This is a genomic window from Micromonospora fiedleri, assembly GCF_016774385.1.
Classification (GTDB): Bacteria; Actinomycetota; Actinomycetes; order Mycobacteriales; family Micromonosporaceae; genus Micromonospora; species Micromonospora gifhornensis.
The window spans coordinates 632,919-656,312 of sequence record NZ_JAETXL010000002.1 but is presented as its reverse complement, the minus strand read 5'-3'; the positions used below and the strand labels follow the sequence as shown (position 1 = coordinate 656,312).

The following is a 23,394-nucleotide window of genomic DNA, read 5'->3' as shown; positions in this document are numbered from 1 at the left end:
GCCGCAACCGGGGCGGTGTCGGTGGCCGGCTAGACGAGGCGTAGCCGGGCGGCGCGCAGCCGGGTCAGCGTGCGCTCGGGGCCGAGCACCTCCAACGACTCGAACAGCGGCAGGCCGACGGTGCGGCCGGTGACCGCGACCCGTACCGGCGCCTGGGCCTTGCCGAGCTTGAGTCCACGCTCGGCACCGACGGCCTCCAGGGTGGCCTTGAGCGTCTGCGCGTCCCAGGAGTCGACCGCCTCGAAGGCGGCGATGGTCGCCTCCAGCAGCTCGGCCGATCCCTCCTTCATGGCCTTCGTCCAGGCCGCCTCGTCGATCAGGGGCGTCGCCACGAACAGGAAGTCGACGTTCGGCACGATCTCGCTGAGCACCGCGATCCGGGTCTGGGCCAGGGGCGCCACCGCGGCGAAGACCGCCGGGTCGAACTCCTCGGGCTGCCACGGCGGCGGCGCGATGGTGCCGGTGCCGGTCAGCCACGGCCGGCAGGCCTCGATGAACTCCTCGACCGGCAGCGCCCGGATGTACTCGCCGTTGAACGCGCGCAGCTTCTTCTCGTCGAAGAACGCCGGTGACGGGTTCACCTCCGACAGGCGGAACTCGTCCTCGATCACCGACCAGGGCACGATCTCCCGGTCCCCGGAGGGCGCCCAGCCCAGCAGCATCAGGTAGTTGCGCATGGCGGCGGCGAGATAGCCCTCGTCCCGGTACGCCTCCAGGGCGACCTTGTCGCGGCGCTTGGACAGCTTCTGCCGCTTCTCGTTGACCACCACCGGCACGTGCGCCCAGACCGGCGGCTTGACGCCGAGGGCGTCCCAGAGCAGCTGCTGCTTGGGGGTGTTGGGCAGGTGCTCCTCGGCCCGGATCACGTGGGTGATCCCCATGGTCATGTCGTCCACGACGTTGGCCAGCAGGAACACCGGCGAGCCGTCACCCCGGGCGATGACGAAGTCCTCGATGAGCTTGTTCTCGAAGGTCGGCTCGCCGCGGATCAGGTCGGTGACCACCGTGGTGCCCTCGTCCGGGGTGCGGAACCGCAGCGCCCGGCCCTCGCCCGGCGGCAGACCCCGGTCGCGGCAGTAGCCGTCGTAACCGGTGTACTGGTTGCCGGTGCGGGCCTGCACCGCCTCGCGGGTGCAGTCGCAGTAGTACGCCCGGCCCGAGTCGTGCAGCCGGGCGGCGGCGGCGCGGTGCTCCTGGGCGTACGAGGACTGGAAGTAGGGGCCCTCGTAGCTGTCCCGGGAGATGCCGATCCAGTCCAACGCCGACAGGATGCCCTCGGTCCATTCGGGCTTGTTGCGCGCCGCGTCGGTGTCCTCGATGCGCAGCACGAACACCCCGCCCTGCTGCTTGGCGTAGATCCAGTTCTGCAGTGCCGAGCGGGCACCGCCGACGTGGAACATACCGGTCGGGGATGGGGCGAAGCGCACACGTACCGTCACGACCACAGCCTACCGTCAGGGCACCGAGCGGATCTTCAGCACCAGCACGCTGCCGAGGACGGTCACCGCGGCCGTGGTCGCGTACAGCGCCGGATAGCCGCCCAGGTACACCACGATCGGGGCGGCGATGGCCGGGCCGAGCACCTGCGGCGCCGAGTTGGCGATGTTGATCACGCCGAGGTCCTTGGCCCGGTCGGTGGCCCTCGGCAGCACCTGCGTGATCAGGGCGGCGTCCACCGACAGGTACACGCCGTAACCGGCACCGAGCAGCAGCGCGGCGACGATCGCCATCGGCCAGGTGGGCGCGGCGGCCAGCAGCAGCGCCGCCACCGCCATCACGATCCCGGCGGCGATCACGAAGACCTTGCGTCTGCCGGAGCGGTCCGACAGCCGGCCGGCGATCACCGTGGTGGCCATCAGCCCGGCGGTGTAGAGCAGGATCAGCACCAGCAGGCCGGTGTCGGGGTCGGCCAGCCGTACCTCGTCGGTGAGGAAGTAGAGCAGGTAGAGGGTGCCGAAGGCGTTGCCGAGCTGGACCAGGAACCGGGTGATCCAGGCCCAGCCGAAGTCGGGGTGGCGACGCGGCGACACCCACATGCCGGCCAGCATGCCGCGCAGCGCCGGCCGGTGCGTACGCGGCAGTGGGTCGTCGGTGGTGCGCAGGGCGAACGGCACCGCGAGCAGCACCACCGCCGCGGCGATCGCGTAATAGCCCGCGGCGTTGCCGGTGACCACGGCGGTGACCAGCACCACGCCGAGCACCAGTCCGAGCGCCTGCGGGATGCCGACCCAGCCGGAGACGCCGCCCCGCTGCGCCACCGGCACCCGGTCCGGTACGGCGGCGGTCAGGCTGGCCAGCATCGCGTTGAAGCACACCTGCGCGGCGACCCAGCCGACCGTGACCGCGGCGACGGTACGCGCCTGGGCGAGCAGCACCAGCGCCAGCGCACCGATCAGCGCCCCACCGACGGTCCAGACGTGCCGGCGACCGAGTTCCCAGCGCCCGAACCGCAGGCAGGTCCGGTCCGACAGCGCTCCGGCGAGCGGGTTGGCCAGCACCGCGGCCAGCGCGCCCACCCCGGTGACCACCGCCAGCATGGTCTCCTTGTCCGTCGGCGCGATCTGCTCGATCTGCTGCGGCAGCAGCACCTGGATCGGGGTGAAGAACGCCATCCAGACGCCGAGGTTCGCGGCGAACAGCAGCGCGATCCAGCCTCGCCGTACCGGCACCGTCGGCTCGGCGAGCGCCGCCGGCAGCGAGGCCGGCATCGGGTCGACGGTGGTCACCGGGCGGTGTCCCGCCGGGCCGTCGCGATGACCTCACGCAGCCAGGCGTACGACGACTTCGGGGTACGCCGTCCGGTGGGGTAGTCGACGTGCACCAGACCGAAGCGCTTGGTGAAGCCTTCGGCCCACTCCCAGTTGTCCAGCAGCGACCAGACGAAGTAGCCGGTGACGTCCACCCCGTCGTCGACGGCGGCGCGTACCGCCCGCAGGTGGGAGTCGAGGTAGGCGATCCGGTCCGGGTCGTGCACCCGGCCGTCGGTGTCGGGCTCGTCGTCGTAGGCGCAGCCGCTCTCGGTGATCTGGACGGGTGGCAGGTCGGCGCCGTAGCGAGCGTGCAGCCAGCCGAGCAGTTCGCGCAGCCCGTCCGGGGCCACCGGCCAGTCGAAGGCGGTACGCGGGTAGCCGTCCAGCGGTACCAGCTCGAACGGCAGCGGTGAGCCCTCCTCGGGTGCCCGTACGCCGGTGGGGTTGTAGTAGTTGACCCCCAGCACGTCGATCGGCGCGGCGATCACGTCGAGGTCGCCGTCGCGCACCGCGCTCTGGTCGAAGCCCAGTTCGGTCGGATAGCCGCGACCGAACAGCGGGTCAGTGAACAGCTGGTTGTGCAGCGCCTCGTACGCCGCGACGGCGGCCAGGTCCGCCGGGCCGTCACCGGCGGCGCGTACGGGGGAGTAGTTGTTGGCGATGGCGACCGGCCCGGCGGTCCGGGCGCGCAGCGCGGTGACCGCGAGACCGTGGCCGAGCAGTTGGTGGTGGGCGACCGGGAAGGCGTCGAAGAGCAGCGCCCGGCCGGGCGCGTGTTCGCCGGTGCCGTGACCGAGGCCCATGTGGATGAACGGCTCGTTGAGGGTGATCCAGAGTTTGACCCGGTCGCCGAGGCGCTCGGCCACCAGGTCGGCGTACTCGGCGAAGCGGTGTGCGGTGTCCCGGTTGAGCCATCCGCCGGCGTCCTCCACCGGCTGGGGCAGGTCCCAGTGGAACAGCGTGGCGACCGGGTCGATGCCGTGCTCCAGCAGCCCGTCGACCAGCCGTTCGTAGAAGTCCAGCCCAGCGGGGTTGACCGCGCCGCTGCCGGTCGGCCGCACCCGGGGCCAGGCCACCGAGAACCGGTACGCGGTCACGCCCAGCTCGGCCATCAGGGCGATGTCCTCGGCGTAGCGGTGGTAGTGGTCGCAGGCGACGTCGCCGCTGCTGCCGTCGGCGATCCGCCCGGGGGAGTGCGCGAAGGTGTCCCAGATGGACGGTCCGCGGCCGTCGACGGCGGCCGCGCCCTCGATCTGGTACGCCGATGTGGAGACGCCCCAGCGGAATCCGGCGGGGAAGCTGGGCATAGGTGCGGTCGGCATGCGCCCTCCCTGAGAAACGCGAAACGTGTTCGCGACTCTAGGGCGCGCAGGGGCTCGGGTCTATAGGCCGATGTGCATGGGAAGGCAATACCTTTCGGCGTGTCTTTTGCGAACACGTCCACATACGTCCGATTTGACGCATAGAGTGCCGATATCGTGGGATGTCCTCACTGGAGGAAGACGGAATAATGATCCTCGTGGAACGCAGCGCGCACGTGGCGGCGCCGGTCGAAGCGGTCTGGGATGTGGTACAGCGGGCCGAGCAGTTGCCCGCCTGGCTGGCCGGCGTCCGTGCGGCCGAGGTTCTCTCGGGAGAGGGCTTCGGCAGACGGCAACTGGTCCAGGCCGGACGCGGCGCAGCACACGAAGCCGAGGTGATCGCCTACCAGGAACCGACGCTGATCGGCTGGCGGGAACGCGCGAAGGGCGCCGGTGCCCGAGCGGAGGCGCGCACCGAGATTTACGTCCAGCTCACTCCCGACGAGGAGGAGGGCGGCACGATCGTGCGGCTGATCGTCGTACGCTGGCCGGCCGGCCCGGTCAAGGCCGCCCTGCTGCGACTCGGCCTGCGTCGGGTCGGCGCCGATCTGGAGGACTCGCTGGCCCGGCTGACCGATCTGGCCGCCGTCGGCTGACCGGCCGCGTCCTGGCGTCACCCGCGACGGTGGCGGCCCCGGTGTCCCGTCCAGAGGCACCCGGGCCGCCACCGCTTTCGCGACGCTCACACGATGACGGTGAACGCGGCGACGCGTACCTCGTCGAGATGCCGGAACTCGAAGAACAGCCGATAGGTGCCGGCCGACGGGACGGTGACCCCGAACGCCACCACCGAGCTGGGTTGGCTCGCCGCCGCCGGATGCACGTGCAGGTACGCCAGGTCACCCTGCCGCAGCGCCACCAGGTGCCCGTACGCGCCCAGGTGCAGTTGCAGGTCGTTGACCGGCTGCCCGTCGCGGCCGAGCCAGACCAGCACCTGGTTGGACTCGCCGGCGCGCAGGCCGCCGTCCAGGGTGACCGTGTAGCCGTCGACCAGCACCGTCTCCTCGGGCGGGGCGAGTTCCTCGGCCGCGTACCGGCCGGGAACCGGCAGGTCGACGCCGAGCGTGGTGCCGGCCGCCGCCCCCGTCGGCCAGAAGTCGGCGATCGCCCGTAGCGGGCCGGGTGCGGCCGGGGTGATCGTGACCCGCCAGCTGCCGTCCGGCGACATCTCCGGATGCACGTGCTGATACCCGCCCAGGTCGCGGCCGACCAGGATCAGGTGCAACGGCCGGTCGTGGACCACCTGGAAATCGGTGAGCGCCGCGCCGGCCGGGTCGGTGATCCGGAAGACCAGCTCACCCGGCTTGCCGGCACGCAGCCTCGCCTGGTCCACGGTCAGCGTCCAGCCGTCCCGGGAGACCTCCAGCCCGCCGGGCCCGTGATTGGCGTGGGCGAGCGCCCCGGCCGCCGCCGGCCGGGCCGGAGCGGTCGTGCCGCCGGCCCGACCCGCGAAGAAGCCGACCGCCAGGGTCAGGCCGAGCACCAGGACGGCGGCGGCGTAGCGACCGACCCGACCCACCGGTGCACCGTCGGGGCCGGGGCGCCCCGGCTGGGACGCCCCGTCCACGATCTCGGCGAGGGTCGCCGGCCGCTGGTCGGTCGTGGTCACGACAACCGGGGCTGCAACACGAACAACCCCTGCTCGATACCGCTGACCACGACGATGCCGCTGGGATAGTAGGGATAGACGCTCCACGCGCCGTTCATCGACGCGCTGTTGCTCGACGGGTAGATGTCGAAGAAGCCGGCCTCGGTGGCCCGGCCGCTGGACACGTTGGTCAGGTCCAGGATGCGCAGCCCGGCCCGGTAGTTGGCCTGGTAGCTGTACCTGCCCTTGACGTACTGGTTGTGGTCGGTGGCGGCGACCCCGCTCGGCGCGCTGTAGGTGCCGATGTGCCGGGGAGCGTCCAGGTCGGCCAGATCCCAGATGTACGTCTGGGTGTTCACCCCGCGCCGGGACTCGTCCAACTCGTCGTCGAGCAGGAAGTACCGCTGGTCCTCGGTGAACCACCCCTGGTGGGTGTACGCCCGACCGGTGTAGCCGATGCGGGCCAACTGCCGGGGCGACGACTTGCTCGTCACGTCGACGATGGTCACCGTGTCCTCGTTGGAGCTGACACAGATCTCCCGGCCCGAGTACGCGGTGTCCGGCCCCCGGTAGACGACGCACTGGGTGTCGTGGGTGTAGCCGTCGTTGCTGACGCAACCCGCCGAGACCGGAGACTTCGGGGTCCGAATGTCGATCATGTGCAGGCCGCCGCTGCACGTGTTGGTGCCCACCGCGTACGCGTACCCGGTCTGCTCGTTGATCGCGATGTTGTGCGAGTTGCCGAAGCGGTTGTAGTGGACATCCGCCGTCCAGGTCTGCGGGCTGGTCACGCCACGCAGCCGGGTGAGGTCGAAGACCTGCATGCCGTGACCGGAGACGTCCGCCACCACGTACGCGTGGTCGCGGTAGACCTTGATGTCCCGCCAGACCGCCGTGCGGTTCTGGTACGCGGGCAGGTTGCCCAGGTAGACCGGGGCGCTTGGGTTGGACACGTCCACGAAGGAGGTGCCGTTGCGGCGGCCGACCAGCGCGTACTCCTTGCGGGTCTGCGGGTCGGTCCAGCCCCAGATGTCGTTGGCCTGGCTGCCGCCGATGCTGGACAGCGGCATGAACGACAGCAGGTCCACGTTGCGGCAGGGGTAGCCGGCTGCCTGACCGTTGGTGCAGGCGGTCGCGGCCTGGGCGGCCATCTGCTGGGTGGGTTCACGCTGGGCCATGAACTCCTGGGCCGAGGCCCGCCCGGCGGGGGTCGCGGGATCGTGGGCCACCGAAGGCGAGCCCGGCCCGAGCATCGACACCACCAGGGCGCCGACAGCCAGGGCCAGGCCGATCCGGACAGGTCGCATGTGCACTCCCTCCCGTCGCGCCCGGCCGTCGACGGCGTCCGGGCCGGCGGTGGGACGGCGCGACGGGATAGTCCACCCAACCGACCCAATGCCCGCAAGGAGCCAACGCCTATAGACCATTCTGAATGAACCGTGTTACAGGCAACAGCACCGGCCAATACCACCTGCGTCATACCACCCCCCACCCACGGGGCCGGACTCGCTTGTTGATCATGAGGTTGGCGGCACTTTGGAGATCAGCAACTGCCGCCAACCCCATGATCAACCAGGTGGGTGGGGTGGGTGGGTGGGTGGGGGTGGGGTGGGAGGCCGAAGGGCCCGGCGCGGGGTGCGCCGGGCCCTTCGGGGGTGGAACTGTTTAGCTGTCGCCGCCGGTTTCGCCGACGGGGGCGGCGTTGACGTCGTCGATGGCGTACTTCTTGGCGGCCTCGGCCGGTACGTGGGGCGGTACCGTCCCGCGCAGCGCGAGCTGGCGCAGGGTCGCCACCGTCACCGACTCGGCGTCGACGTGGAAGTGCCGGCGCAGGGCGTGACGGGTGTCGGACAGGCCGAAGCCGTCGGTGCCCAGCGAGGTGTAGTCACCCGGCACCCAGCGGGAGATCAGGTCCGGCACCGCGCGCATCCAGTCGCTGACCGCGACCTTCGGCCCGTCGGCGTCGGCCAGCTTCCGCTGGATGTACGGCACCCGCTGCTCCGCGCCCGGGTGCAGGAGGTTGTACTCCTCGCACTCGACCGCGTCGCGGCGCAGCTCGGTCCAGGAGGTCACCGACCAGACGTCCGCGGCCACCCCCCAGTCCTGGGCGAGCAGCTGCTGCGCCTTGAGCGCCCACTGCATGCCGGTGCCGGAGGCCAGCAGGTTCGCCCGCGGGGCGTCCCCGTCCACCGACGGGGCGGCCGAGTAGCGGTAGATGCCCTTGACGATGCCCTCGGCGTCCACACCCTCCGGCTCGGCCGGCTGCTGGATCGGCTCGTTGTAGATGGTGAGGTAGTAGAAGATGTTCTCCTGCTGCTCCCCGTACATCCGGTGCAGGCCGTTCTCCACGATGTGCGCGATCTCGAACGCGAACGCCGGATCGTACGCCACGACCGCCGGGTTGGTGGCCGCGATCAGGTGGGAGTGACCGTCCTCGTGCTGCAGACCCTCACCGTTGAGCGTGGTGCGGCCCGCGGTGGCGCCGAGCACGAAACCGCGCACCATCTGGTCGGCGGCGGCCCAGAAGCCGTCGCCGGTGCGCTGGAACCCGAACATCGAGTAGAAGATGTACATCGGGATCATCGGCTCGTCGTGGGTGGCGTACGAGGAGCCGGCCGCGGTGAAGGAGGCGACCGAACCGGCCTCGTTGATCCCCTCGTGCAGGATCTGCCCGACGGTCGACTCCTTGTACGACAGGAACAGGTCCCGGTCGACAGCGGTGTACCGCTGACCGTGCGGCGAGTAGATCTTCGCGGTCGGGAAGATCGAGTCCAGGCCGAAGGTACGCGCCTCGTCCGGGATGATCGGCACCCAGCGCTTGCCGAACTGCTTGTCCTTCATCAGGTCCTTGAGCAGGCGGACGAAGGCCATCGTGGTGGCCACCTTCTGCTTGCCGGAACCGCGCTTGATGTCGGCGAAGCGTTCGCTGCCCGGGATCGGCAGGGACTTGGCCTTGGTCCGCCGCGACGGCAGGTAGCCGCCGAGCTGCTGACGCCGCTCGTGCAGGTACTGCATCTCGGCGGACTTCTCGTCCGGACGGTAGTACGGCGGCAGGTACGGGTTGTCCTCCAGCGCCGAGTCCGGGATGTCCAGGTAGAGCCGGTCGCGGAAGGTCTTCAGGTCCTCCAGCGTCAGCTTCTTCATCTGGTGGGTCGCGTTGCGGCCCTCGAAGTGCGAGCCGAGCGTCCAGCCCTTGATCGTCTTGGCCAGGATCACCGTCGGCTGACCGGTGTGCTCCGTCGCCGCCTTGTAGGCCGCGTAGAGCTTGCGGTAGTCGTGCCCGCCCCGCTTGAGGTTCCAGATCTCGTCGTCGCTGAGACCCTCGACCATCTTGCGGGTCCGCGGGTCACGGCCGAAGAAGTGCTCCCGCACGTACGCCCCGGACTCCGCCTTGTAGGTCTGGTAGTCGCCGTCGGGCGTGGTGTTCATGAGGTTGACCAGCGCGCCGTCGGTGTCGGCGGCGAGCAGCGGGTCCCACTCCCGGCCCCAGACGACCTTGATCACGTTCCAGCCGGCACCCCGGAAGAACGCCTCCAGCTCCTGCATCACCTTGCCGTTGCCCCGCACCGGCCCGTCCAGCCGCTGGAGGTTGCAGTTGATGACGAAGGTGAGGTTGTCCAGCTCCTCGCGGGCGGCCACCCCGATCGCGCCGAGGGTCTCCGGCTCATCCATCTCGCCGTCGCCGAGGAACGCCCAGACGTGCTGGTCGGAGGTGTCCTTGATGCCCCGGTGGTGCAGGTAGCGGTTGAACCGGGCCTGGTAGATGGCGTTCAGCCCACCCAGACCCATCGAGACCGTGGGGAACTCCCAGAAGCCCGGCATCAGCCGCGGGTGCGGGTACGACGGCAGGCCGCCGCCGGGGTGCGACAGCTCCTGGCGGAAGCCGTCGAGCTGGTTCTCGCTGAGCCGGCCCTCGAGGAACGCCCGGGCGTACATGCCGGGGGAGGCGTGACCCTGGTAGAAGATGTGGTCGCCGCCGCCCGGGTGGTTCTTGCCCCGGAAGAAGTGGTTGAAGCCCACCTCGTACAGCGAGGCGGAGCTGGCGAAGGTGGAGATGTGGCCGCCGACACCGATCTCCGGCCGCTGGGCGCGGTGCACCAGCATCGCCGCGTTCCACCGCACGTACGCCCGGATCCGCCGCTCGACGTGCTCGTCGCCGGGGAACCACGGTTCCCGCTCCGGCGGGATGGTGTTGATGTAGTCGGTGGTGGTCAGCGACGGCACCCCGACCTGGCGCTCGCGAGCGCGCTCCAGCAGACGAAGCATCACGTAGCGGGCACGCTTGGCGCCGCGCTCGTCGATGACACCGTCAAGCGACTCGACCCACTCGCTGGTTTCTTCCGGGTCGATGTCTGGAAGCTGGCTAGGCAGGCCGGCCGTGATCACCGGGCGCTTGCGTTCCGTAGCCACAGGCGTTCCCTCGGTTGTGTTTGGGACAGGTCTCTAGCGCCATCCTGCCCCGTCGTACCACTTGTCGTCACGCCCACCCGTGTCAAGGGCGATGCGCAACACAGATACTCATCAGTAACGTTGGTCTTTTCGTACTTACCGGCTTCCGAGCTGTGGTGGAAGCGGTGCGGGCCACGGTTCGGCCCGGACGGAGTGACGATCACCACGGCTCAGGTGCGAACCGGTCGACTACGGCAGAATGCGACACATGCGCAGTGAGGTGATCACCGTCCGGACCGGCTCCCGGCCCACCGTGCAGGACATCACCGCCCAGGCGGAGTCGTTCGTCTCCGGGCAGGGCGACGGACTGCTGCACGTGTTCGTGCCGCACGCCACCGCCGGGGTGGCCATCATCGAGACCGGCGCCGGCTCGGACGACGACCTGCTCACCGCGCTGGACTCGGTGCTGCCCACCGACAACCGCTGGCGGCACCGACACGGCTCACCCGGCCACGGGCGTGATCACGTGCTGCCCGCCTTCGTCGCCCCGTACGCGACGCTGCCGGTGCTCGGCGGCCGGCTCGCCCTGGGCACCTGGCAGTCGATCTGCCTGGTCGACACCAACGGCGACAACACCACCCGCCAGGTCCGTTTCTCGTTCCTGCCCGGCTGATTCCCGTTTCTGCCCGGCTGACCGCATCCGCTGAGTCGAGGCCGGACTGCGACACGAGCCGGGTTCGAGTGGGCGAGGTGTGCTCCGGTCGGTAATGCTGTCCGACGTGACCACCCCGCAGGATCTTGACGACCGACTCCGGGAGTCCCTGGCCGCGTTGACCATGCCGCGGCACCGTACCGACCCGGCCCAACCGGTGGCCGAGGGCGCGGCGCTGACCGGCGCCCAGCTGTTGGAACTCTTCGACGCCCAGATCACCAGCCGGCAGCTCGACCTCGCCGGGCGTTGGCTGCGCAGCTTCGGCGAGGGCTACCACACGATCAGCTCGGCGGGCCACGAAGGCAACGCCGCGGTCGCGGCGGCGCTGCGCCCCACCGACCCGGCGCTGCTGCACTACCGCTCGGGCGCGTTCTACTGCGTCCGCGCCGCCCAGGCCGCCGAGCCGCCGACCGGTTCGATGCTGCTGACCCCCGACAACGGCCCCGACGGTACGCCCGCACACCCGGCCGACCCCGCGGAACCGAACGACGCACCTGATCCGGCCGGCTCGGCGGAGCAGGTCGACCCGGTCGACCCGGCGGACAACGCCTCGACGGGCCGGAAGACGGACGACGCCTCGACCGACCGGGCGGCCGACGATGAGCACGCCGGACCTGCTGTCGATGGTGCCCCGACCGACCCTGCTGACTCGGCGGACCCGGTCGACCCGGCTGTCCGGGCCATCCCGGCCGCCCAGGTTGTGGCGGGCCAGCCGGCCACTTCGGCCACGTCGGTCGTTGCAGGGGAGCCGGACGACTCGGCGGACCCGGCCGCGCCGGCCGGTGACGAGGGCGCAGGGGGTGCTCGTCTGGCGGTGGTGCGGCGGCCGGTGGTGTCGGCGTACACCGAGGCGGCGCGGGACGTGCTGCGCGGGATGGTGGCCTCGCGTGAGGAGCCGACGGCCGGTGGCCGGCACAAGGTCTTCGGTCGCGCCGACCTCACCGTGGTGCCGACCACCTCCACCGTCGCCTCGCACCTGCCCCGGGCGGTGGGCATGGGACTGGCGGTGGAGCGGCTGCGTCGCCTGGACGCCCGGGGCGTCGCGGCACACCTCGACGTGGCCCCCTGGGCGCCGGACGCGATAGTGGTCTGCTCGTTCGGTGACGCCGCGATCAACCACGCCGACGCCACGGCGGCGTTCAACACCGCCGGCTGGTACGACCACACCGGCCTGCGTATCCCGGTGCTGTTCGTCTGCGAGGACAACGGCCTGGGTGGTAGTCTGCGGTCGCCGCAGGGCTGGGTGGCGACCGCACTGCGCGCCAAGCCGGGCATCCGCTACTTCGCCGCCGACGGCGCCGACCTGGTGGCGACCTACGAGGTGGCGCGCGAGGCGGCGGCCTGGGTCCGTCGCCACCGTCGTCCGGCCGTGCTGCATCTGAGCACCGTCCGGCTGCTGGGGCACGTCGGCGCGGACGCCGAGAGCGCGTACCGCAGCGCGGAGGAGATCGCCGCCGATCTTGCCGCCGATCCGCTGGTCGCCACCGCGCGGCGGCTGGTCGAGGCCGGTCTGGCCGGTGGCGCGGAGCTGCTGGACCGCTACGACGAGATCGGCTGGCAGATCCGTCGGCTCGCCGAGCAGGTGCTCGACGAGCCGAAACTGAACAGCCCCGCCGAGGTGATCGCCCCGCTGGCGCCGCGCCGCCCGGTGCGGGTCGCCCAGGCGGTCGCCGACGCGGGCGCCCGAGCCGCCGGGCCGGACGCGGGGGCACGGCTGGAGGCGTTCGGCGGCAAGCCGCCCGAACTGTCGGGCCCGCTCACGCTCGCCCAGAGCGTCAACGCCGCGCTCACCGACGCCCTGCTGGCGTACCCGCAGCTGGCCGTCTTCGGTCAGGACGTCGCCGCCAAGGGCGGCCGGTACGGGGTGACCAGGGACCTGCGCGACCGGTTCGGCCCGGCCCGGGTGTTCGACACGCTGCTCGACGAGACCTCGCTGCTCGGCCTGGGCCTCGGCGCGGGACTGGCCGGCATGCTGCCGGTGCCCGAGATCCAGTCTCTGGCGTACCTGCACAGCGCCGAGGCCCAGGTGCGCGGCGAGGCCGCCACCATGGGGTTCCTCTCCCAGGGGGCGCTGCGCAACCCGATGGTGGTGCGGGTGGCGGGCCTGGCGTACCAGGAGGGCTTCGGCGAGGAGGTCGGGGACGACAACTCGGTGGCCGTACTGCGGGACGTGCCCGGCCTGGTGATCGCCGTGCCGGCCCGACCGGACGACGCGGCGGCGATGCTGCGCACCTGCCTGGCGAGCGCGGCGGTGGACGGCAGCGTCTGCGTGTTCCTGGAGCCGGTCGGGCTCTACCACGCCCGCGACCTCTACGCCGACGGCGACGGGGAATGGTCGGCCGGCTACGCCGAGCCGGGGGCCTGGGCGAGCGGGCACGTCCCGGTCGGCCGGGCCCGGGTGTACGGCGTCGGCTCGGCCGAGGACATCACGATCGTGACCTTCGGCAACGGCGTACGGATGGCGTTGCGGGCGGCCTCGGTGCTGGCCGACGAGGGGATCGGCACCCGGGTGGTGGATCTGCGGTGGCTCGCGCCGCTGCCGGTGGCCGACCTCATCCGGGAGGCCGCCGCGACCGGGCGGGTGCTGGTGGTGGACGAGACCAGGCGCTCCGGCGGCGTCGGCGAGGGCGTGATCGCCGCCCTGGTCGACGCCGGATATGTCGGGGCGGCGCGCCGGGTGGCGGCAGTTGACTGTTTCGTGCCTCTGGGTCCGGCTGCCCGTCAGGTCCTGATCTCCGAGGAGGCCATCACCCAGGGTGCCCGTACGCTGCTGGCACGGTAAATTTCGTTCCACCCGGTGCGCCACTTGCGCGCGGCGGCACAACTGTGTGGACTTGCCTGACGGCGCCGGCCGGGTGCCGCGAGCTTGGACGAGATGAGGAGGCACGCGACAGTGAGCGCGACCGCTGGTCAGGCTGCCGACGGGGTACGCAGCCTGGCGGACCGGTTCGGCATCGAACCGGGAATGGTCGTCATGGAGATGGGCTACGACGACGACGTCGACGCCGATCTCCGGGACGCCCTGACCGACCGTTGTGGAGACCTGGTCGACGAGGACACCGACGAGGTGGTCGACGCGGTGCTGGTGTGGTATCGCGACGGCGACGGTGATCTTTTCGAGCTTCTCGTCGACGCCCTCGGCCCGCTGGCCGACAACGGGGTCGTGTGGCTGCTGACGCCCAAGGCCGGCCGCGACGGCCACGTCGAGCCGAGTGAGATCGCCGAGTCCGCTCCCACCGCCGGCCTTCAGCAGACCTCGACCGTCAACGCCGGCAAGGACTGGAGCGGCGCCCGTCTCGTGCTACGTCGCGGCGCAAAGGCCAAGAAGTAGTCTCCCGCCCGACGTACACCCGCATCCCGACCCGATCCAAGGAGTTCGCATGCCCATCGAGGTTGGCGCAGAGGCGCCGGACTTCGTACTCAAGGACCAGAACAACCAGGAGGTCCGGCTCTCCGACTTCCGTGGTCGGCGTACCGTCCTGCTGGTCTTCTACCCGCTGGCCTTCAGTGGCTACTGCCAGGGCGAGCTGTGCGAGGTCCGGGACAACCTCAACGACTACGTCAACGACGACGTCCAGGTGCTGACCGTCAGCGTGGACTCGGTCTACGCCCACAAGATCTGGGCGGACCGGGAGGGCTACCAGTTCCCGCTGCTGGCCGACTTCTGGCCGCACGGCGGCGTCGCCCAGGCGTACGGAGTCTTCAACGACGTCGCCGGTGTCGCCAACCGGGGCACCTTCATCATCGACAAGGCCGGTGTCGTCCGCTTCGCCGAGATGAACATGCCGGGCGAGCCGCGCGACCAACAGGACTGGCGCAAGGCACTGGCGGACGCCACCGCCTGAGCCCGGTCCCAACGGGTGCGACCGTCCGGCAGGGCCGGCGCGTGGCAGGGTAAGCTGCCAACCGCCGGTCCGCCGTACGGCGTTTCCGGGCGCGTAGCTCAGTGGGAGAGCACTCGCCTTACAAGCGAGGGGTCGCAGGTTCGAAACCTGCCGCGCCCACCAGTACCAACGGCGGTAGGGCCGGGGCGCCCTCACCGTTACGGCGAAGTGGCGGAATCCAGGCGAGCCGGAAACCACCATTACGGCGTAACGGAGCCGATCACCTCGCAAGAGCCGACCGTCGAGGGTCTGGCGCAGGGCGTCAACCGGTCACCCGGCAGTAGCGCTGCTACGTTCTTCGCGTTGGCAGGTGGGTCATTGTCGCGTGGGTCAGCATGCCGATCGCGCTTCCGACGAGAATGCCGACCAGGGTCGCCCACTGCGCCCCGATGCTGGCTTCGAGCAGGGCGTTGATGCCCAGGCCGGCAGGCACCCCTGCCGCTGTGCCCGCCCCGAGGGCCCACCAACGATGCCGTACGCCCGCGACGTGCAGTTCGAGGTAGGGCGGCAGGATCGCGAGGAACACGATCAGCAGCGGGGTCGAGGGAATCAGCAGGATGAGGGCCGTGCCGGCGATCGCCCCGATGACGAGAGTCAGCAGGCCGAGACCGATTGCCTGGTCCAGGTCAACGGGCAGGTGGCTCATGCCCGGCTGCCGTCGCCAGAGCCGTCGCCACCTGTTGGTGAAGGTGTGCTCGGGCGCCCGGCGGACCTGCGGCTCGGCCGGTGGAGAAGCACCGCCGGGGCCGGCTGTGCCGTCGGGAGCGGAGGACGCGTCCGGCGAAGCCATGACAGCAATTGTGGCGCGTTCCGACCGTCAGGTGACGGTGGCGGCGGTGAGAAAGAACGTGACTGTGTAGGTGAATCGGTGGGTGTTGACGGCCTCGTCGAACTGGTCTTCGAAGGCGCGGGCTTCGCCGGGGTCGAGGGCACCGCGTTGAGCTGCGGTGGCGGCCCAGCTGCGCAGGCCGAGGACGTTGTCGACGGCGGTCGGGTCTCGTACGACGAGTGTTCGGGGTTCGACGGTGATGTCGACCAGGCCGTGTGCGGCGAGCAGGCCGGCGTGTCGGTGGGCCAGGGTGCCGTTGCGGAGAAGGACATCGGCCCGGAACCTCAGCACGCGCCGGGCCAGGTCCTGGTCGGCGATGTCGAGCACCTGGGTGTCGTAGTCGGGGTCGGCGAGGACGATGCGACCACCTGGTCGTACAACCCTGACCAGGTCGGTGACCGCGGCGTGGGGGTCGGCGAGGTGTTGTACGGTGCGGTCGGCCCATGCCCCGTCGAAGGCATGAGTGCGAAACGGCAGGTGGTGGGCGTCGGCGACGGCGCATCCGGTGAGGCCGCGGGCCCGCATGGCAGCAGCCATGGTCAGCGAACGATCCACGGTCGCCACGCTGACCTCGTGTGCGTCTCTCAGGTGTGCCGCGCTCGCTCCGGTGCCGGCGCCGACTTCGAGGTAGCGGCGGCCGGGCGTCGGATCGAGCAACTCGCGGACCCGCTGCTGGTACGCCCGGTAGAAGGGCTCCTCGGCGAGGCGGTCGAGCACGCCGACCCACGAGTCCGGGTCTGACTGGCGGTCGACGGCGGTGAACCCGTGCACGATCGGCAGCCTATTGCGTCAGCGCTGCTGCTGGCGGCCTGGATCTCGGCTACCGGGTCGGCCTCGGAGGTGGCGTACCGGAGGCCGGGTCAGCGTGGGGCGAGCAGACAGAACTCGTTGCCCTCCGGGTCGGCGAGGACCCTCCAGTGGACGTCGTCGTCCAGGTCGATGGCGGTGGCGCCGAGCGCCCGCAGCCGCGCCGCCTCGGCCTCCAGGTCGTCACCGGGGTACGGGCGGACGTCGAGGTGGACCCGGTTCCACCCCGTCTTCGCCTCCGGGTTACGGACGAACCGCAGGTAGGGGCCGACGTCCTTGGCGGAGCGCAGCACCGCGTGCTGGTCGGTCACCTCGTGCACGGCCCAGTCCATGGCGTTGCCCCAGAAGTCGACCATGGCGCGGGGATCTGTGCAGTCGGCCACCACCGTCGCGATCGGTCCGGTGTCTCGGGGCGAGGTGCGCCAGTCCAGCACGCAGAACTCGTTGCCCTCCGGGTCGGCCATGACGGTCCACGGCACGTCGCCCTGGCCGATGTCCGCTGGGGTCGCGCCGAGATCCGTGAGGCGGGCGACCAGCTGGGCATGATCGGCCGCCGAGGTGGTGGCGAGGTCGACGTGTACGCGGTTCTTCACCGTCTTGGGTTCCGGGCGGGCGACGAGGTCGATGTAGACGACGGCGGGGTCGGGGTAGGCGAAGCCCTCGGGTTCGAGGTTGGTCACGCCCGGTCCTTCGCTGGAGATTCCCCAGCCGAGCACCTCGGCCCAGAAGCGGCCCAGCGCGGCATCGTCCCGAGCCTTCATGTTGATCTGAACAAGTCGCGTCGCCATGTCGGCGATGCTAAGTCCTCTGGCCTGTGACCGTTGGCCCGCGCCGGGCGCAGCGGGAGATCCTCAGCGGCCGATCGGCGCCGCCGACCGGGTGAACACCGCCAACGGGCGATCGTTCACCTGGAACGAGAATCGGCGTACCCAGCCTGCGCGTTCGTAGAGTCGGGCCGCTGCGGAGTCGGGGTGGGTGGCCAGCCACGATGCTCGGTCACCGACCTGGCGCGCCAGCAGTTCCCGGCCCACGCCGTGGCCTTGATGTGCCGGCGCGACCATCAGTTCGGCGACCACCAGGGCCGGTGCCACCAGCAGGTCCGCCACCTCCGGTGGTGCCGCCTCCCGTACCGCGATGTCGAACGCGTTCGCTGCCGGCAGCGCGGTCGGCGCCGGCCACCCGTAGACCGCGCCGACGATCTCACCGTCCCGCTCGGCGATCGAGCCGTACGCCCCGGGTTGGCTCGTGTGCCGTGCCAGCCGGGCAGGGAAGTCGGCGATCTTCTCGGCCGGCTCGCTCCACGGCGGGGCCGCGAAGCAGTCCCGGTAGATCGGATGGAGCTGCGCGACCAACTGCCGTAGCCCGGCTCCGTCCAGCTCTCTCATCACCAACGACAACGACCCCACCCACCTTGCTGCCAAAGATTTGCAACTACTAGAAGATGGCGAGAAGGGTACGTGCCGATGATCCAGCCGGCAACCGGCACCTGCCCGTACCGGTGTCGTGCCACCGTGGTCGCAACGGCGGCGGAGGGGGACTGGTGAGCTACGCGCAAATCAACGGCGTCCGGTTCTGGTACGAGACGCACGGTGCCGGCCGACCGCTGGTGCTGCTGCACGGCGGGTTCGGTGCGGTGGAGACGTTCGCCGCGATCCGGCCGGCGCTGACCCGGCGGCGTCGGGTGATCAGCGTCGACCTGCCCGGTCACGGGCGTACCGCCGACGTCGACCGGCCGCTGCGCTACGAGTCGATGGCCGACGACGTCGCCGCGCTGATCGTCGATCTCGGGCTGGCCCCGGCCGATGTGCTGGGCTTCTCGCTCGGCGGTGGGGTGGCGCTGCGGCTGGCGATCCAGCATCGGGAGCTGGTGCGTCGACTGGTCGTGGTCTCCGCGCCCTGTCGACGTCAGGGCTGGTTTCCCGAGGTGCTGGCCGGGATGCCCGACCCCGACGAGGCGGCCGGTGATCAGCTGCGCGGCGCCCCGCCGTACCAGCTCTACCAGGCCGTCGCGCCCCGCCCGCAGGACTGGTCGCGACTCTGGGTCAAGACCGGGGAACTGCTCCGCCGGGAGTACGACTGGTCGCCGGAGGTCGCCGCGCTGACCACGCCGACGCTGCTGGTCTTCGCCGACGCCGATTCGGTCCGGCCGGACCACATGGTGGAGTTCTTCGGACTGCTCGGCGGTGGTCACCGCGACGCCGGCTGGGACGGCACCGACCGCCCCGACGCCCGGCTGGCCGTCCTGCCGGGGCTCACCCACTACGACATCGTCGACTCGCCCGCCCTGCCCGCCGTGGTCCTCCCCTTCCTCACCCACACCCTCAACACCCCCGCCTGACCCGTCGTCGCTCGGTCGGCAACTTCCCTGATGGTGCTGCCTCGGCGCGCAGGCCAGGCAGCAACAACAGGGAAGTTGCAGGAGCGACGACGGCCTCGGTGCTCATCGGGTGTAGTGCAGGACGACGACTCCGGCGTCGGTGGGGGTGGCGGCGAGCAGGGTGAGGTGTTGTGGGGTGAAGGGGTGGTCGAGCAGGGGGATGCCGCTGCCGGCGACGACGGGGTTGACCTTGATGACCCACTCGTCCACCTCGGACAGGAGTTGCCCGGCGAGGTGGCCGCCGCCGCAGAGCCAGAGGTCGCCGCCGGGGCGTGCCTTGAGGTCGCGGACGAAGGCTGCCGGGTCCCCGGAGACGATCTCCACCGCCGGGTCGTCGGACGGTGGCAGCGAGCGCGAGAAAACGTACTGCTTCAGATGGGCGTACGGGCTGGTGACGCCGACGCGAAGGGCCGGCTCGTAGGTGGCCCGGCCCATCAGGACCGTGTCGAACCGGCCCTGCGGGCGGTCGATGCCGAGCTGCGCGTGGGCGAAGGTCGGGAAGGTCTGCGGCCACTGGGTGGCGAGGTGTCCCGCCGGGTCGGGGTGCAGGTCGAAGAAGTCGTACGACCCGTCGGGGGCGGCGATGAAACCGTCGACGGTGGTGGCCACGTAGTAGACGAGCTTACGCAAAGAGGACTCCCAATCACTACGGCTGTTGTGGTCTGCTGGCAACGTACAACAGGTGTTGTGGTTGCTGCTAGGGTTTTTCCGTGGCGCGCAACCCGCAGCGGCGGGCGGCCCTGGCGGACGCCGGGCTGCGGGTGCTGGCCGCCCACGGCGCCCGCGGCCTCACCCACCGGGCCGTCGACGCCGAGGCGGGGGTGCCGGTCGGCACCACCTCCAACTACTTCCGCTCCCGCGACGCCCTGCTCGGTGCGCTCGGTGAGCGGATCTTCGAACGGTTCGCCCCGGACGACGCGGTCGTGGCCGAACTGGCCGCCCGTCCACCCTCCTCAGCCCTGCTCACCGACTACGTCCGGTACATCGTCGAGCGCACCACCCGACACCCGGAACTCACCCGTGCCCTGATCGAGCTACGCCTGGAATCGGCCCGCCGCCCCGACCTGGCCCGGATCCTCGGCGACACCCTGCGCCGCGGCTACCGCGCCGACGTCGCGTACCACCTCGGCGCCGGGCTGCCCGGCGGCGCGTTCGAGGTGGCCCTGCTGCGCTACGCCGTGGACGGGCTCCTGCTCGACCTGCTCACCACCTCGATCGACGCCGGGTTCGACCCCGACCAGGTGGTTGCCGCCCTGGTGTCCCGCCTGGCCGGCGACGTCCCGCCCGGCGGCTGACTCTCCGTCACGGCGATGACTGTTCGGCGGTGCAGCGGGGAAACGTTGATCTGACGCACCTGGGGAGGAGCGACGGATGACGCGTGGCGGACTGACCATCGGCGTGCTCGGCTCATACGGTGGCCGCAACCTCGGCGACGAGGCCATCCTCACCGGCCTGCTGACCGACCTGCGTCAGCAGGAGCCGAACGCCCGGATCATCGTCTTCTCGCGAAACCCCGAACACACCGCCGTGGCCCACCCGGACGTGGAAGCGGTGCCCTGGGAAGGGGTCAGCCGCACCGACTCCGCCCTCGTACTGTCCCAGCTCGACCTGCTCATCCTCGGCGGTGGCGGGATCCTCTACGACAAGGAGGCCCGCCGGTACCTGCGGGTGGTCCGGGTCGCGCAGGAACGGGGCCTGCCGGTGCTGACCTACGCGGTGGGTGTCGGGCCACTGAGCGAGATGGTGGACACCGGCATGGTGCGCGAGACGCTGGCCGGCGCCACCCAGGTGACCGTACGCGACCAGGAATCGCGGATGGTGCTGGAGGAAGCCGGGCTGCTCAACCCGATCACCGTCACCGCCGACCCGGCGTTCCTGCTCGAACCCGAGGAGTTCCCGGCGGAACTGCTGCGCGAGGAGGGTGTGCCGGCCGGTAAACGGCTGGTCGGGATGAGCGTACGGGAGCCGGGCCGGGCCGCCGAACGACTGGACGTGGACGGCTACCACCGGCTGCTCGCCCAGATCGGTGACTTCCTGGTGCACCGCATCGACGCGCACGTGTTGTTCGTACCGATGGAACGCGACGACATCCGGCACTCGCACGGCGTGCTGTCGCACATGATCGCCGCCGAACGGGGCCGCATCCTGCACGGCACCTACTCGCCCCAGCAGGTACTCGGCCTGATGCGCCACTTCGACCTGGCGGTCGGCATGCGGCTGCACTTCCTGATCTTCGCCGCGATGATGGGTACGCCGTTCCTGCCCCTGCCGTACGCCGGGAAGGTCTTCGACCTGGCGCAGCGACTCGGAGTGCCGGCGCTGCGCGGCGTGGAACGCGAGGTGGAGGGCCCGTTGCTGGCCGAGGTCGACCAGCTGTGGGACGAACGCGAGCAGCGGGCCGAGACCACCGCGCAGCGGGTGGCGCAGGTCTGCGACGAGGCCCGCGGCACCTCCCAGGTGACCCGGGCGGTCCTGGAGAGCCTGCGCAGCCGCTCCCTGGTCGAGGTCGGCGCCTGACCTTCGCTGCACCCCTCGCGGTCGGACTGCCGGGCCGGCGGTGCGGGCCTCGCGGTCAGACTGCTTGGCCGCGCCAGCGGTAGCACCACTGCTGGGCTTGGGCATCGATCGATTCCAGCTCGTAGATGTCCGCCTCGGCCAGGCCGCCCGACCCTACGTGATGGTGGGTCAGCGGGGGTCGACCGTTCGGATCCAACTCGACGGTGACGTGCTGACCGTCCGCAGAACCGCCCACCAGCGGGATCTCAACCGTTGCTGCCATGCGCCCATCCTGCCCCGAGCACCGCGCCCCCGCAGCGGATCGGCAGGCCCACGGCACCGAGCCCGCTGGCCGGCGCTCGCCGAGCAGGGCGATGTCCCGCTCGCGGCGGAGCGCGTTTCGCGTCTGGCCGCCCGGGATACCGTGTCGACATGGCGGAGATCGCGATTGACCCGACACTCGGGCCGGTGGTCAACCGGACGGCCGGCGAGCGGGAAGTCCTCGAATCCTTCCTGGATTTCCATCGGACCGTCCTGCTGCGCAAGCTGCACGGCCTCACCGAGGCCGACGCGGCCCGCCGTCTGGTGCCCTCGGCGACCACCGTCGCCGGGCTGGTCAAACACCTCACCGAGATCGAGCACAACTGGTTCCACATCCTGCTGGAGCCGTCGCCCGGCGAGACGTTCCCGACGACCGACGAGGCGGCGCTGGCCAGCTTCACCCTCGCCGAGGGCGACACCGTGGAGCGCCTGGCCGCCGACTACCAACAGGTCTGCGCCCGGTCCCGGGAGATCGTGGCACGCTTCGACCTCGACCACGTCGTGCCACATCCGCAGCTCGGCGAGGTGTCGGTGCGCTGGATCCTGGTGCACATGATCGAGGAGACGGCCCGACATGTCGGACACGCCGACATACTCCGGGAACTCACCGACGGCACCACCGGCGCCCTCTGACATTCAGATCGTCGAACCTGCTCGCCCGCGCGACCCCTGAGCGGGCCATGGTCGTGCTCGACCAGGGGTGCAGACCATGATCGTGCTCGACCCAGGATCGAGTGGCTTGGTCAGCGGAGGATAGGCACTTGATCCCAGATTGAGAACGATCATGGCGAAGGTCTCGGCAACGGCGCGGCGGAGCGGGCCACGGGGCGTGGGGTCAGGGGCGGGGGAGGAGACCGGGTGGGTACTCCATGCCGTCGTGGGTGCAGGCTGCGGCGGCGACCCGGGCCGCGTACTCGGCGGCTTCCGCCCATGTCGCGCCTCGTGAGCGGGCGGCGATGATGCCGGCCGCGAAGGCGTCCCCGGCACCGTTGGTGTCCACCACCGGGCCGGGCGGCGTGGCCGCCGGAATCCGGGTGACGACACCGCCGAGGTGCAGATCCGCGCCGTCGGCACCCCACGTCACCAGCACCGGCCGCTGTGCCGCCGCCGGGTCACCCAGCGCGTCGGGCAGCACCCTCGCCGGGTCACCCAGCGCGTCGGGCAGCACTCCCGCCGGGTCGCCCGGCGCGGTGGCCGTCACCGTCGTCGGATCGCCGGACGTTGCGGGCATCTCCCTCGCCGAGTCGTCCAGCGGGGCGGGTGCAGCGGTCGTCCGGGTGCCCAGGGCGACTCCGCTGACCAGCACCAACTCGGCTACCTCGGCGAACGGGCGGTGGTACGGATTCTGCCCGTCCCAGTCGTGCAGGTCGGTGGAGCTGCCCACACTCTCGCCCAGCATGTCGCCGAGAGCGGGCAGCAGGTCCCGTACCCAATTCATGATCGAAAGGTGGATGTGCGTGGCCTGCCGGACCAGTGTCGCCACCTGTGCCACCGGAAAGGGTGCGGTCCCGTCGGAGGGGCGGGGGTCGTACAGCGACATCCGCCGTCCGGCGGGATCGACCAGGTTGACCGAGCGGCGGGTACCGGCCGGCGTCTCGGCCAGCACGGCGTGCACCCCGGTGCGGGACAGCGCGGCCCGCACCACGTCGCCGGCCGGGTCCGTGCCGAGCGTGTCGACCACCGTCACCCGTAGCCCGAGGGCGTGCGCGGCGAGCGCCACGCCGGCACCGGTGTTGCCGATCCGCAGGTCGATCGGTTCGACGGTGACGGAGTCGACCACCGGCAGGGGCAGTGCGGGCACCCGGACCCGGACGTCCACGCCGAGGCCGCCGAGCACCAGTAGGTCGCACATGGCGCCGACGGTAGCGGGCCGGGTCCGC

Annotated in this window: 22 protein-coding genes and 1 tRNA gene; 10 read left to right on the top strand and 13 right to left on the bottom strand. The window is 71.0% G+C overall.

Annotated features, from left to right (window positions below):
• Positions 1-29 precede the first annotated feature (29 nt).
• Genes gltX through JMF97_RS06945 form a run of 3 tightly spaced genes read right to left on the bottom strand, consistent with a single transcriptional unit; the run spans position 30 to position 4,072 of the window.
• Positions 30-1,439, bottom strand: coding sequence for a glutamate--tRNA ligase (gltX, locus tag JMF97_RS06955; protein ID WP_126712825.1), 1,410 nt, complete (start codon positions 1,437-1,439; stop codon positions 30-32).
• Positions 1,440-1,454: 15 nt separating this feature from the next.
• Positions 1,455-2,726, bottom strand: coding sequence for an MFS transporter (locus tag JMF97_RS06950; protein ID WP_203220739.1), 1,272 nt, complete (start codon positions 2,724-2,726; stop codon positions 1,455-1,457).
• The gene (locus JMF97_RS06945) at positions 2,723-4,072 is read right to left on the bottom strand and encodes a GH1 family beta-glucosidase (RefSeq protein WP_238358802.1); all 1,350 of its coding nucleotides are present in this window, start codon (positions 4,070-4,072) and stop codon (positions 2,723-2,725) included. The genes JMF97_RS06950 and JMF97_RS06945 overlap by 4 nt, the downstream gene beginning before the upstream one ends.
• A 188-nt stretch (positions 4,073-4,260) precedes the next feature.
• Between JMF97_RS06945 and JMF97_RS06940 the strand changes: the two genes are divergently transcribed.
• Positions 4,261-4,707, top strand: a complete 447-nt coding sequence (locus JMF97_RS06940; RefSeq protein ID WP_013735272.1) for an SRPBCC family protein — start codon at positions 4,261-4,263, stop codon at positions 4,705-4,707.
• A gap of 86 nt (positions 4,708-4,793) precedes the next feature.
• On the opposite strand, the gene JMF97_RS06935 is transcribed toward JMF97_RS06940, so the two are convergent.
• From JMF97_RS06935 to aceE, 3 genes are all read right to left on the bottom strand, one after another.
• Complete coding sequence (locus JMF97_RS06935; RefSeq protein ID WP_203220738.1) at positions 4,794-5,720, bottom strand: DUF8832 domain-containing protein; 927 nt, start codon at positions 5,718-5,720, stop codon at positions 4,794-4,796.
• Entirely contained in the window at positions 5,717-7,006 is a 1,290-nt protein-coding gene (locus tag JMF97_RS06930; RefSeq protein ID WP_203220737.1) for a choice-of-anchor B family protein, read from the bottom strand. The genes JMF97_RS06935 and JMF97_RS06930 overlap by 4 nt, the downstream gene beginning before the upstream one ends.
• A 358-nt stretch (positions 7,007-7,364) precedes the next feature.
• Entirely contained in the window at positions 7,365-10,109 is a 2,745-nt protein-coding gene (gene aceE, locus JMF97_RS06925; RefSeq protein ID WP_203220736.1) for a pyruvate dehydrogenase (acetyl-transferring), homodimeric type, read from the bottom strand.
• Between the two features lie 247 nt (positions 10,110-10,356).
• On the opposite strand from aceE, the gene JMF97_RS06920 reads away from it, so the two are divergent.
• From JMF97_RS06920 to JMF97_RS06900, 5 genes are all read left to right on the top strand, one after another.
• Positions 10,357-10,761 (top strand): YjbQ family protein, encoded by a 405-nt coding sequence (locus JMF97_RS06920; RefSeq protein WP_203220735.1) that lies wholly within the window; start codon positions 10,357-10,359, stop codon positions 10,759-10,761.
• A 94-nt stretch (positions 10,762-10,855) separates the two neighbouring features.
• Entirely contained in the window at positions 10,856-13,582 is a 2,727-nt protein-coding gene (locus JMF97_RS06915) for a thiamine pyrophosphate-dependent enzyme (RefSeq protein WP_203220734.1), read from the top strand.
• Positions 13,583-13,693: 111 nt separating this feature from the next.
• Positions 13,694-14,131, top strand: a complete 438-nt coding sequence (locus JMF97_RS06910) for a DUF3052 domain-containing protein (RefSeq protein WP_013735266.1) — start codon at positions 13,694-13,696, stop codon at positions 14,129-14,131.
• 49 nt (positions 14,132-14,180) lie between these two features.
• Entirely contained in the window at positions 14,181-14,645 is a 465-nt protein-coding gene (locus tag JMF97_RS06905) for a peroxiredoxin (protein WP_203220733.1), read from the top strand.
• Positions 14,646-14,732: 87 nt separating this feature from the next.
• Positions 14,733-14,807: transfer RNA gene (locus tag JMF97_RS06900), tRNA-Val, on the top strand.
• A 166-nt stretch (positions 14,808-14,973) separates the two neighbouring features.
• On the opposite strand, the gene JMF97_RS06895 is transcribed toward JMF97_RS06900, so the two are convergent.
• The 4 genes from JMF97_RS06895 to JMF97_RS06880 form a co-directional block, all read right to left on the bottom strand.
• Entirely contained in the window at positions 14,974-15,474 is a 501-nt protein-coding gene (locus tag JMF97_RS06895) for a hypothetical protein (RefSeq protein ID WP_203220732.1), read from the bottom strand.
• Between the two features lie 27 nt (positions 15,475-15,501).
• Entirely contained in the window at positions 15,502-16,284 is a 783-nt protein-coding gene (locus JMF97_RS06890) for a methyltransferase domain-containing protein (protein WP_203220731.1), read from the bottom strand.
• Between the two features lie 89 nt (positions 16,285-16,373).
• Positions 16,374-17,108, bottom strand: coding sequence for a VOC family protein (locus JMF97_RS06885; RefSeq protein ID WP_203220730.1), 735 nt, complete (start codon positions 17,106-17,108; stop codon positions 16,374-16,376).
• A 63-nt stretch (positions 17,109-17,171) separates the two neighbouring features.
• Entirely contained in the window at positions 17,172-17,705 is a 534-nt protein-coding gene (locus JMF97_RS06880) for a GNAT family N-acetyltransferase (RefSeq protein ID WP_203220729.1), read from the bottom strand.
• A 155-nt stretch (positions 17,706-17,860) separates the two neighbouring features.
• On the opposite strand from JMF97_RS06880, the gene JMF97_RS06875 reads away from it, so the two are divergent.
• Positions 17,861-18,658 carry an alpha/beta fold hydrolase gene (locus tag JMF97_RS06875; protein ID WP_203220728.1) on the top strand — a complete coding sequence of 266 codons (798 nt, stop codon included), beginning with the start codon at positions 17,861-17,863 and terminating at the stop codon, positions 18,656-18,658.
• Positions 18,659-18,760: 102 nt separating this feature from the next.
• Here the strand turns inward: JMF97_RS06875 and JMF97_RS06870 are convergent, their stop codons facing one another.
• On the bottom strand, positions 18,761-19,327 hold the full coding sequence (locus tag JMF97_RS06870) for a dihydrofolate reductase family protein (protein WP_203220727.1): 567 nt from the start codon (positions 19,325-19,327) through the stop codon (positions 18,761-18,763).
• Positions 19,328-19,407: 80 nt separating this feature from the next.
• Here JMF97_RS06870 and JMF97_RS06865 point away from each other — a divergent pair, with 80 nt between their 5' ends.
• Positions 19,408-19,992, top strand: coding sequence for a TetR/AcrR family transcriptional regulator (locus JMF97_RS06865; protein WP_203220726.1), 585 nt, complete (start codon positions 19,408-19,410; stop codon positions 19,990-19,992).
• Positions 19,993-20,068: 76 nt separating this feature from the next.
• Positions 20,069-21,214, top strand: coding sequence for a polysaccharide pyruvyl transferase family protein (locus JMF97_RS06860; RefSeq protein ID WP_203220725.1), 1,146 nt, complete (start codon positions 20,069-20,071; stop codon positions 21,212-21,214).
• Positions 21,215-21,269: 55 nt separating this feature from the next.
• Here the strand turns inward: JMF97_RS06860 and JMF97_RS06855 are convergent, their stop codons facing one another.
• On the bottom strand, positions 21,270-21,476 hold the full coding sequence (locus tag JMF97_RS06855; RefSeq protein ID WP_203220724.1) for a DUF8847 domain-containing protein: 207 nt from the start codon (positions 21,474-21,476) through the stop codon (positions 21,270-21,272).
• 149 nt (positions 21,477-21,625) lie between these two features.
• Here JMF97_RS06855 and JMF97_RS06850 point away from each other — a divergent pair, with 149 nt between their 5' ends.
• The gene (locus tag JMF97_RS06850; protein ID WP_203220723.1) at positions 21,626-22,147 is read left to right on the top strand and encodes a DinB family protein; all 522 of its coding nucleotides are present in this window, start codon (positions 21,626-21,628) and stop codon (positions 22,145-22,147) included.
• A 202-nt stretch (positions 22,148-22,349) separates the two neighbouring features.
• Here JMF97_RS06850 and JMF97_RS06845 read toward each other — a convergent pair whose 3' ends face one another.
• Entirely contained in the window at positions 22,350-23,366 is a 1,017-nt protein-coding gene (locus JMF97_RS06845; RefSeq protein WP_203220722.1) for a carbohydrate kinase family protein, read from the bottom strand.
• Positions 23,367-23,394: the final 28 nt, after the last annotated feature.